This window comes from Corynebacterium lehmanniae (assembly GCF_043161975.1).
GTDB classification, from domain to species: Bacteria; Actinomycetota; Actinomycetes; order Mycobacteriales; family Mycobacteriaceae; genus Corynebacterium; species Corynebacterium lehmanniae.
Genome location: NZ_CP170998.1, coordinates 2,540,801 through 2,552,120, shown reverse-complemented (window position 1 = coordinate 2,552,120; position 11,320 = coordinate 2,540,801). Strand labels below are relative to the sequence as shown.

General features: G+C 65.3%; 5 protein-coding genes. All 5 read right to left on the bottom strand.

The features are described from left to right. Positions 1-186: 186 nt before the first annotated feature. Positions 187-1,047: a class C sortase gene (locus tag ACF3NP_RS12055; protein ID WP_181889110.1), complete on the bottom strand. Its 861-nt coding sequence runs from the start codon at positions 1,045-1,047 to the stop codon at positions 187-189. Beyond that, a complete protein-coding gene (locus tag ACF3NP_RS12050) occupies positions 1,031-2,446 on the bottom strand; it encodes an isopeptide-forming domain-containing protein (RefSeq protein ID WP_181889111.1) in 1,416 nt (471 codons plus the stop codon). Before ACF3NP_RS12050 ends, ACF3NP_RS12055 begins: the two co-directional genes overlap by 17 nt. A 116-nt stretch (positions 2,447-2,562) precedes the next feature. Continuing rightward, on the bottom strand, positions 2,563-4,047 hold the full coding sequence (locus ACF3NP_RS12045; protein WP_392398741.1) for a SpaH/EbpB family LPXTG-anchored major pilin: 1,485 nt from the start codon (positions 4,045-4,047) through the stop codon (positions 2,563-2,565). Between the two features lie 110 nt (positions 4,048-4,157). Next, positions 4,158-9,932 carry a DUF5979 domain-containing protein gene (locus ACF3NP_RS12040; protein ID WP_181889113.1) on the bottom strand — a complete coding sequence of 1,925 codons (5,775 nt, stop codon included), beginning with the start codon at positions 9,930-9,932 and terminating at the stop codon, positions 4,158-4,160. 414 nt (positions 9,933-10,346) lie between these two features. Beyond that, the gene (gene ppk2 / locus ACF3NP_RS12035; RefSeq protein WP_181889114.1) at positions 10,347-11,246 is read right to left on the bottom strand and encodes a polyphosphate kinase 2; all 900 of its coding nucleotides are present in this window, start codon (positions 11,244-11,246) and stop codon (positions 10,347-10,349) included. Positions 11,247-11,320 lie beyond the last annotated feature (74 nt).

Here is an 11,320-nt window from a genome sequence, read left to right as displayed (position 1 = left end):
GTACAGGTACGGACGGGTGGACTCGGGGAAGGCTTCCGGCTGGGCGGCGCCAGCGGGAGCGGCGAACGGGACGACGATGGCGAGGGCGGTAGTGGTGGCGACGACGAGTGCACGGCGGGAGATCATGCGTCAAAAACTAGCGCCACCTGAGAGGTCCCGCAGCGCGAACTCGGACCGCACCGCTGCCTAGTTACCGATCGGGCCGCGTCCGCGTTGGTTCTTCCGCCGGTCCCGCCAGCGCTTCCACAGAATCAGCAGGAGCACCAGCAAAACAAGCAGCAGCACCGCGATCATCCACCAGGACCACACAAAGGCATCCACGGTGGGCTCTGGCGTCGTGGGATCCAGGGGAGCTCGCTCAGCGTGGACGAGCAGGCGATCGGTGTTGAGCCCGTACGGGGTGCAGGTGATTAGGGTGATTTTGTCTTTGCCGGGCTCGTAGGTCACGGCGTCGTAATCGTCGGGCTTGACCACCTCGCGCGACGTCATGCGGTAGCGCAGGCGCTCACCGAGCACGTCGATGAAAATGTCGTCGCCGGGCTTGAGCATGGGCAGCTGGTCAAACATCGCCGCGTTGACCATGCCGGTGTGCGCGGAGATCACCGCGTTGGTGCCGTCGCCGCCGACGGGCAGGGTGGAGCCGTACATGTGGCCGGCGCCGTCGTAAAGTACGTCCGCCCTGGTGGTGTGGTACACGGGCAGGTCCACGTTGATGCGCGGGATGCGCACGCGCGCCATCACGTGGTAGCTCTCCGGCAGGGTCAGCTGGGACATGTAGTCGTCGAAGCCGGGGTCCTCGTCACGCGGAGCGCGCGCGTGAGGGCCAGCAGCCAGCAGCCGGTCGTTGTACTCGTGGGCGCGGGCGAGCTCGCGGGCCTTGGTGTCGTCGCTGAGCTCCTGCACCGCGCCCGCGTACTCTTCGTTCTGCTTGATCTGCCGGTACTGCGCGGACAGCGTAGACGCGATCGGGTACAGCAACAGCAGCGCCCCCAGGATCAGCACGATCCAGGAGACGACGTTGCTGCCGCGTTTACTCTTCTTCGCCATTACGCCTGCGCAGAATCAGTCCGAGGATGATCAACAGCACCGCCACGCCAGTGATGCCGATGACGCCCGCGCCGGTATATGCGAGGTTGCCAACACGCTCGCCTATCGACGGCGTCCCGTCTCCCTCATCTTCCCTCACCACGGTTTCAGTCACAGTGGCCGTGGACCCGTCCGCACGCGTGGTCTCCCGGGTGACCACCTCGGTGACGGTGGCGTCGGAGGGGGCCGAACTGGTCTGGGTTTGGGTTTCGGTCTCGGTCTCAGTGCTTTGTTCGTCGTCGGTGACGGTGGTGGTTGCCGCGGCAGCGTCGAAGCACTTGCCGCGCTGGACCACGTTGATGTGGTTGACGTGCTCGACTGTCACGGGCGCGCGGGTGGCGTCCATGCCGTCCGCCGTCAGCGTCGCGGTGGCTTCGAGGTCCCCGAGCGTGGCGTTGCGCACCGGGCCGCTGCCCCACGGCTTCTTGTCGTTCGCCTTCGCCGGCACCCAGGTTTCCACCGTGGTGGCCGGATCCAGCGACTTCGCGCGGGCTAGCTTGGCCAGGCCCGCACTGGTCAGGGTGAAGGTCGCCTCGTCGTTGCCCTGCTGTTGCTCGTTGTAGTCCTCGCCGCGTTTCAGCTCGGTGCTCTCGCCCGCCCCGTGAATGGTCAGGCGCGGGGCTTGCAGCTTATCCACCGGCTGGTCCTTGCGGGCCGTGCCCGGCGCCTGCTTCGAGGTGGCCGCCGCCACTGCGTCGAAGCGCAGCGCCTGCTCGCCTCGCGCCACCACGCTGCGGGGCCCGTCGTCGTCCCACTGCACGGTGTGGCCGCGGGAAAAATCCAAGGTCAGCGTGTACTGATTCAGCGTGCCGTCGGTGGACACGTTCGGCACGGTGGAGACGAAGTCGTACTCCACGTACGTCCCCGGCGCCGCAGCGTCGCGCCACTCCGGGGTGTTGCACGCTGTCAGCGGGTCCACGCTAATCCCCAGCTCCTGCGCCTTCGGCGCCACCACCTGCCCCGGCTTGTCCGGGGTCACCGCCACCACGAACGGGGCGTAGGACACCCGCGCGTCCTGCGTGCCGGGGTTGTCCGCCACCCGCACCAGGTACACGCCAGAGTCAAGGCCCGTGAAGGTGGCGGTGCCTTCCTTCGACGCATTGGTGTCCACCTTGCGCAGGCGCTCGGGGTGGTCGCGTGTGATCGCCGGGATGTCCAGGGATTGGAGGGTATCGGGGGTGGGCCGGAGGTCGTCTATAAGCAACAGCTCCACATCGCGGTCCCCGATGCGCGCGAACCAGTCCGCACCGACGCTCTCGCTCAGATCGACCCGGAGGTCTGCTGCCGATGCGGCGGGCGCGCAGGCAAGGAAGGCAGCGGCGAGCGCGGCGGCGAGCCTGGGTGCCGTGCGTGAGTGCATTATGTCCTTCCTTGTCATGGTGGGGGCTTGCGGGGGCCGCAGATGGTGAACGGCGGATGGTGAAAATGCGCCAATTCCGGGCATATTCACCATCGGTGATTCACCATTTGCGCGTACTAGGCGTTGCGGCGGCTCAGCTGGTACGCAGCGCCGCCACCGAACAGCACGAGGCCGAGCGCGAGGATGTAGAGCATGGTGCGCTCACCGGTCGCGGGCAGGCGGCCCCAGATGTTGTCCGTCACGTCGTTGGTGGTCACGGTGTACACCGGACGACCGTTCACATCCTCGCCCTTGACAAGCTTCTGCGGCTCCGGGTTGAGCAGGAAGCCCTCAGGCGCCTTGGTCTCCACGGCGCAGTACTCGGTCTCCGGGTCGAACTGGAGCGCAAACGCGGTCACGGACGCCGGGGTGGAGTCGTCGCCGCCGACAGTGGTGAAGGTGTTGCCGGTCTTGGCGTCACCGGCCGCGTTCGCAGCGTTGAGCGCCACAGCGTCATTGGAGACCTTGCCGTCCGCGCACGGCACAACCTGGAACTCGGCACCGGCGCCGGTCTTCTCGTTGTCCTTGTTCTTGTCGTTGACCGTCTTGGAAAACTGCACGTTCACGTACTGGGTCTTGGTGTCGTTGGTCTTCTTGTCGCCGTCGATCTTCTCCCGCTCCGGCACGGACTTGATCGGCTCCTTGCGGTTAGGCACGAACACCTCGGCGGTGTTGACCACGGTGCCGTTCGCAGGGATCGTCTTCACGGTGGCGCCGAAGACAACCTGGACCTGCAGCTCCGGGTTGTCCTTGCGCAGGTTCGCCAACTTCGTGCGGCCAGCGTCAGTGAACTTCACCACGAGGCGGTTGTTTTCGTAGGTGACGGTGTAGTCACCCTCGGCCAGGGTTTCAGTGCTGTTCAGGAGGGTGACCTCGGCGGAGCCGTCGTCAAGCGTGAATGCTTCGGGCACCTGGTCCTCGATGCGGTAGTCGGAGATGGTGCGAGATCCGTCCTGCAGCACGTCACCGGCCGGGACCGGGGCCTTGACGGTGTAGGTGACGGTGTCGCCGACGTTCTTGTTGGTGTCGGAGACGGCCTTGGTCGGGTTGATCAGCTGGTTCTTCGGCGTGATCGTCGGGTTGTAGTTGATCGTGCCGTCCTCCTCCGTCAGCGGGAGGGTGACCAGGAACGGTGCGGCGACGGTGTAGTCGCCGTTGACCAGCTCGGTGACGCGGTACAGGCCGACCTCGAGGTTGTCGAATTTGACGGTGCCGTCGGAACCGGTGGCCTTGGTGCCGATGGTCTCATCAACGGTCGCGGCAGTCGCGCCGCCTTCGACGATCTCGTTGGCCTCTTCCCAGCCCTTTGCGGTGTCCAGGCCGTTGGTCATCTTGATGCGCTCGACCTTGAACTCGGTGCCTGAGATGGCTTTCTGGTCCTGGCCCGGGGTGTTGTCCTGCTTGGAAATGGTCAGGCTCACCGGCTTCGACGCATCGATAGCGTTGTTGGCCTGCTGCGCGATGGCAACCGGCGCGAGGTCCGGGGCGACGGCGAGCGGGGTGGCGGTTGCGAACGCGGCCGCGGCGGCCAGCGCGAAGGTTTTCTTGGTCAGGTTCGACATGGTTCAGAATCCCTTTCTGGGAGTGGGTGGGTGTGTGGAGTTGGTTTTCGGAATTACGTGTGCCGGTTTAGGAAAGCCCGTACACCGTCCGCTTGTAGCGGGCGAATTTTCTACATCTCAACGAGCTCACCGCCTTCCGCGCGCTCGTCGCGCCGGCTGACCCGCCATGCGCCCCAGCCGAACAGGACCAGGCCGAGCAGCAGGAACAGCACGAGGGTCTGCTCGCCGGTTTCGGGGAGCAGCATGCTTATCGACGCCGAAGGTTTCAACGCCCCCTGCGCATCCTTCGCCGCCACCGTCTGGGTCGCCCCGCCAGCGTTCGCGGCGGCGGTGACGGTCACCGCGGCGTCGCCCTCGGCCGGGTAGCGCCAGGTCTCGTTGGCGCTTGCCGGGATGGAGACGTTGAAGGTGCAGGAGAAGTCCTCGCCGGCGGCCAGCTCGGTGGTCGGGCAGATGCTGTCCGGCACGGCGCCGTCGTCGCCGATGCGCGTAACCACCCCGCCGCGGGTGACGTCCAGGCCGGCGAGCGACGGGTCCGTCACCGTGAAGTCCTTCAGCGGGAACTCGCCGGTGTTGGTCACGGTGTAGGTCATCTGCATGGACGTGGCGTCGTGGCGCAGCAGCGTGGTGCCGAAGGCGTCGCCGGTGAGCTGGCCCAGCGGGGTGCCGTCGATAAGCTTCTGCACCTTCACGCCTGGGAAGGTGTTCTTCGCGGTGAGCGACCAGCGGTCGCCGGAGCGGGCGAGGTCTGTCGGGTCGGAGACCGGCTGCGCGGTGAACAGCACCGAATCGGTGTCGCCCTTGAGCGGCGTGATCAATTCACCGTTGGAGACCACCTGGAACACCGACACGGCGTCCGGGTTGCCGTCGTCGATCTCGTCCACGGCGCAGTCGCTGTCCACCGGCACGTCCGCGATGGTGTGCGTCTCGCCGGCGTGCAGCTGGAACTCCTCGCTCCGCGACGAACACGACTGGTGGAACGTGAACGTGCCGGAGTTCGGGCCGGCGGCAGTCTTGGTGAACGCGACGTCGTAGTGGGCGCGCGGGTGGTAGATGTCCGCGCCGACGGTCAGCGCGGTCTCCGCCGACGGCAGGTTCGCCGCGGTGGCGAAGGTGTACGAGTACGCCTTGTCGGAGCCGTTCACCTCGTCCGGGGCGAGGTTGGACAGCGAGCCGGTGGGCAGCGCGGGCGACCCGCTCCCCCACGTGGCGTACTGCGCCAGCGGGGTGCGTGCGCCGTCGGTCACCTCGAGCTGGCCGCGAGCGGCGAGCGCCGCGCTGCCGGTGAAGTCGAGAGTGCAGTTCGCCCCCACCGGCAGGTCCACGACCTGCCCGCCCGCCGGGGCTTCGAAACTGCGGGGCATCTCCGATCCGGACAGGGCGGTCAGCGGGAACTGCCTGGTCACGACGGTCTGCGCGGGGTCGTCGCAACGCAGCTGCGCGGTGTAGCCCGCCTCGTCCGCGCCGACGAGGTAGCCGGAGTTGAACACCGCCAGACGCACCGGGGTGGTGCGCCGCTCCACCTTGTTCACGAAGTGGAGGTCCGCCGGCGCGGTTTCGCCCGGGTTGGGGGCGTAGCCGCGCACGACCTTCTGCTCCGGGGCGATGGTCAGCGCCTCCGGCACGTTGGCCGCATCCTGCTCGTTGAACGTGCACAACGACCCGGCGGGGACCTTCGCCTCGCCGGAGACGAACGCGCTGTTACTGAAGTCGCCCTTGCGGATGCTCGCCGGGATGACGTAGCCATCTGCCGGGCGCAGCTTCTCCGGGATGAAGGAGGTCTCGCCCACCGAGCTGGTCTGATAGCCGATCGCCTTGCACTGCAGCGCGAAGTTGAACGTGTAATCGTCCGGGATCTCGTCGAGGTTGCCCGCCGCTCCGGCGAGCTCCTTGCTCAGGCGCACCTCGGAGGTTTCGTACTCGTAATGGTTGTCCAGGCGGACGTGGTTCTTCGCCGGGTCGTCCACGGTGAGGAACACCGGCGACGTGGTCGTGTCGTTGTCCAGCTTCTGGTCCGGGTAGGCGTTACCGCCTTCGCGGTCCACAACCCAATCCACAAAGGCCGGGCGCAAGAACGCTTTCAGGTCGTCCTGCCCGTCGTTCATCGCCAGGGCGAGGGAGCCGAACTTGTCGCCGGTGAGTTGGCAGTCGGCGCCGACCGGGACGCCGTCGAAAAGCGCAGTGCCCTCACCCTTGATGGACTTCTGCTGCTCCTGCAGCACCGCGGTGTCACCCGTCTCCGGGTCGCGGCACACGAGGGTGAACGAGTGGTTGTACAGCGCGTCCTGCAGGTCCTTTCCGGCATTCGCGTACTGGGTGCGGATGCTGTCGGTGGGCAGGATCGCTTTCTTGTCCAGCTGAATCTGGGTGACTCGGCGGGAGTAGGTGTTGATGAACAGCAGCGTCGTGCCGCCGTCGCTGACGACGAAGTCGGCGGAGCCGCCGTTTACCTGCGCACCGTTGACCGCCATGGACTTGTCCAACGTGATGCCCACCGCGGTGGAGGTCTCCCCCTCGGTGGCAGTACAGCTGGAGCCGACCGCCGCTGTCGTGCCGCCGGGCGCCTGGCCCTGCTGCACCGTGGTGGACAGGCGCGGGCCTTCCGTGCCGTCTGGGTTGGTGCACGTCAAGGTCACCGGGAACACGCGGTTGGTCTTGATGTCCCGGCGCGGCTGCGAGATCAGGTTGTTCGGGTCGTTGAACCGCACTTCCTTGGTTCCCTGCACCGGCGCCTGGATCAGGTCGTACTCGTGGTGCACGTCCATGGTGGACTGCTTGCCGATGGTGAACTGCCCATTCGCCCCCACATCCTTGCTGCCACCAGCGTCAGCGGCGTAGAGATACTCGGACGTGCTGCTGATCGGGTACTGCCGCCCGTCCTTCGTTGTCCGGGTCGCGCTGTCGCCGCTTTCCGCGAGCGTGCATTGCGTGCCCTGCGGCACCTGCCCGGCAGTGAACTCGGCGCTTCCGCCGGGTGCGAGGTCAAAGCGGTCGGTGAAGCCATTGTCGCAGGTGAGCTCATAGCTTAACGACGATGGCGCCAGCGTCGTCCGACCACCAGTGCGCAAATTGACCGTCAACCCATTGCCCGCCGGAGCGAACGTGTTGGTCACCGTGGCAGTGGTGGTGTCCTGGGAGATCGTCGGGGTGATGCTCTGCGCGTCCGTGCTGAACAGGATCCCGCCCGCGACCTGCGGGGTCTCCTCCGTGAAGGTGCACGTGTTGCCGTAAGGCACTCCCATACTACCGCCGAGGTCGTTTGCCGCGGCGTCGTCCGCCTTCAGCGTGACGGTGCCGTTCGCCGCGACGGTGGCGCGGCCGGTGAGCTCCACGGAACGGGACTGCCCCGCCACGCCCGTGGCAACATTGCGCGTCCCGCAGCGGAACGAGAACGCGTACGTGCTGGGGAGCTTGCCCGTGACGGTGGAGTTGACCACCTTGTTCAGCTGCACCGTGCCCAGCTTCGGGTCGAAGGTGTTGATCACAGTGACCAGGTTGCGGTCCGTGCCGGAAACCGGCCGGATGGTGTAAATGGCCCGGTTCTTCGCCTCCGCGTTGGTCAACGTGGTCACTTGGTCGCCAGCGTTGGACGCGCTGACCTGCGCACCGACGAACTTCGTGTTCGCGGTTTCGCCGGGTTCGTCCTCCCACACCTTGCACGCGGCGCTGGCTGGCACGCCCTCGACAACCGCTTCACCGTCGGAGCCGGTTAGTGTGACGGTCCCTTCCTTCGCCGGGTGGCCGGCGACCTCGCACCGGTAGTGCACCGTGTAGGTCAGCTTGGCCACATCGGGGTCGCCAGCGGCGAGACCGTTGACCTGGTTCCGGATGTGCAGGGGGAACGTGAGGTAGGCGTAGCTCGTGGTGAAGTGGAGCTCCGGCGTCGTGCCTTCGTGGAGCGTGAAGTGGTATTCCGCGCCCGACGGGTTCAGCGGCGCGCCGGCGAGCTGGGAATCGCGGCCGGTGAACTCGATGGTCTTTCGCTGCTCCTCGGTGAGGTCCGTCAGCGGCGTGATCGAGCAGTCCCGCTCCACCGGGATGTTGTCCAAGGTGATGGAGTTGGACGGCTTCGCCTGGGTCAGATCCAGCGTGAATTCTCGGCTGATGTTGGTCCCGGCGCACGTCAGGTTGAAGCGGTAGGTCCCGCCAACCTTGCCGTCTGTGACCGGGTCGCCGACGATCGTCTTGCTGAAGACGAGCTTGCCCGGCGTGTACGTGTAGGAGTTGTTGGCGTTTGCCGAGCCGATAGCTGTGGGAGCAGCCGCCGTGGTTGGCAGCTGGACCGTCACCGGTGCCGAAGCGGACGGCGCAGCCGTGCCGTTCCACGACAGGGTGAGTTTCGTTCCGGCAGGCGGCGCCGGGACCTTCTCCGTGATGGTGCAGGTGCTGCCCTGGGGCAGGTTGTCCACGCTGGCGGAGCGCCCCTTTTCCACAACAACGTCGTCTTCGAGCTTGACGCTTGGATATGCAGTTTCGAACCCCGTGGGCACAGTGCACTTGTAGTGCAGCGTGTACTTCTGCAGGCTGTTTTCCGCGAAGTTTGCGGCATTGCCGTCAACCGTTTTGGCGAGGTTGAGCTTGGCTGGTTTGAACCGGGATTCCCAGGTGACCGAGCAGTTTGGCACTCGAGTTTCGGCCGCGGGGATCAACAGCGTGGACGTTCCGGTCTTCGGGTTTTCTGAGAGCGTGAAACCAGCGGGGACGGTTCCCTTTCGGATCAGATACGTGTCGCTTGTAGTTCCGCCCGAGGTGAGGGTGCACTTCCACACTGGGTCGTAGCGGTCGAACGCGCGGTCTGCCGGGTCGAGCGTGGAGGTGTAGCCCAGCTGGTCAAGTGGGACGCCGTCGGATCCGACGCGGCGAAGCGCCGTGGTCGAACCACCCGCCGGGGTGGATAACGTGGTGCGGTTGGAGCCGTCCTGCAAAAACGCCGAGTAGCTGGCAGTTCGCGCGGTGGGGTCCGCCACCTTTTCAAAGGCGTTCTGCACCGTGGCGGAGCCTTCTTTGTCGAAGGCGATGCGGCTCAGCGCGATGCCGATAGCCACGCCCTGCGTTCCGGTGCTGTTGGAACCCATGCTGACCTGCAGCGTCTTCGGGTTGTCAACGCCAACCACCCACGTGCCGTACGTGCCGCTTGAGCGGGAGAAGCACACGAACCCGCGGGAGCGGCCGTCGGACATGCTGCCCCAGTTTTTCGGCTCGTTCCCGGGACCGAACTGCGGGTCCCTGCCGCCGGTGCAGGCATCTTTCGCGTTCGGCGGGGTGAGACGGACCGCCTGCCCCACTGTTCCGCCGTCGACGCTGATCATCTCGCCGTCTCCGCCGGCACCGGTGGACTCGCCGTCCACCACGGCGAAGCGGTACGACGCGAGCGGATCGGCCACCCCGTTTCGCTTCACCACAATGTCCGACAGTGTGAAACGGGCGAACGGGTCACCCGCACCTTCCATCTGCAGAATGTCCTGCGACGTCGAGCTTGGGTACCGCTCGAAGAACCCGGTGTTCGTTTTAGCGAATGCCGTGCCGGACCAGCTGGGGTTGGAATTGGCGGTGAACCGGGTGCTGGTGTTTTTCGTTTCAATCCCGAGGTTGAAGGTGATGGTGTAATCGCCCACCCTCTTCGTCTTTGCGCCCGGTGTGGTCAAATCCGAAACATCCAGCCAGCACATCTGGTTGGCCCATGTCTCGGCAACTCCCGTACCTCTGCGGAACGAGCAGTCCCCAAAGTTCACGCCGTCATTTGAGGTAGTTTGGGCCTCCGCCTGCTGCACTCCCGGGGACACGACACCCGCGACAAGCGTCAGCGCGGCAAGAATCAGCGCTGCCCAAACCGCCACTGCGCCATGCTGGCGGCGGCTGGATGTGGGGTGGACAGTCTGGGACATGCATCCTCGGATCATTGTGAACCTATTTATTGCGTCATGGATGCTACGCGGTAAACGTCAGGATGAAAACACAGCGAAACCAGCGTTTAAAAGTTGGACACACTGCCTGCCCACAGCCTTTCCCCAGCCTTCGCGTTGTCCAACCCGTTTCCGCACGTTAAAAGATTATGCAACTCATGTCAGGGCCTTGGTGCGAAAGCGAAAAGCTCTCCGCACGCACCCTCGCCGCCAACGTGTTTTCCGTCACTACCCGCTGACCACACTGAAGATTTCGAGTTCCACCTTTCGAGGATCAGCCCAATTTCCATGGTTTTCGAAATCCGCTCTTCGAAACCTTTGGGCAGCCGCCCCCACGGATAGACAGCAAAACGCCCGGCTGACGGAATCAGCCGGGCGTCGAAAAGCGATAAGCCCCTAGTCGCCGATCTGGTCGCGGCCGCGCTTCACAATGAGCGGATCCGGCTCGCCGACAACCTCGTGGTCCTTGTTCGTGTACTCGAACTTGGACAAGATGTAGCGCATCGCGTTGAGGCGGGCGCGCTTCTTGTCGTTGGACTTAATGGTGATCCACGGCGACTCGTCCGTGTCGGTGTAGCGGAACTGCTCCTCCTTGGCGCGGGTGTAGTCCTCCCACTTATCCAGGGACGCCAGGTCCATCGGCGAGAGCTTCCACTGACGCACCGGGTCCACCTGGCGGATGGCGAAGCGGGTGCGCTGCTCCTTCTGGGTCACGGAGAACCAGAACTTGGTCAGGGAGATGCCGGAGCCGAGGATCATGTTCTCCAGCATCGGCACCTCGCGCAGGAACTCGGCGTGCTGGGACTCGGTGCAGAAGCCCATGACGCGCTCCACGCCGGAGCGGTTGTACCAGGAGCGGTCGAAGAAGACGATCTCTCCGGCGGCCGGGAAGTGCTCGATGTAACGCTGGAAGTACCAGGAGGTGGACTCCCGCGGCGACGGCTTCTCCAGCGCCACGGTGCGTGCACCGCGTGGGTTGAGGTGCTCGTTGAAGCGCTTGATGGTGCCGCCTTTGCCGGCCGCGTCACGGCCCTCGAAGAGGATGATGTGGCGCTGGCCGGTGTCCTTGGTCCAGTTCTGCCACTTCAGCAGCTCAATCTGCAGGGCGCGCTTTTCCTTCTCGTAGTCGTCGCGAGAAAGACGCTCGTCGTAGGGGTAATTCTCGCGCCATGTCTGAATGGCGGTGCCGTCCGGCATGAGCAGGACGGGATCGTCCTCGTCGGTGTCGTCGACGACCCAGCCCTCGGTCTCGGCGAGGTCGATCATCGGCAGTTCGTCGTCTTTATTGTCAGCCATGACTCTCAGTGTATTCGGCGCGGGCGAGGTCTGCTCAGGTATGCAGGAATACAAAAAGGCCCCGCCGCTTTGCG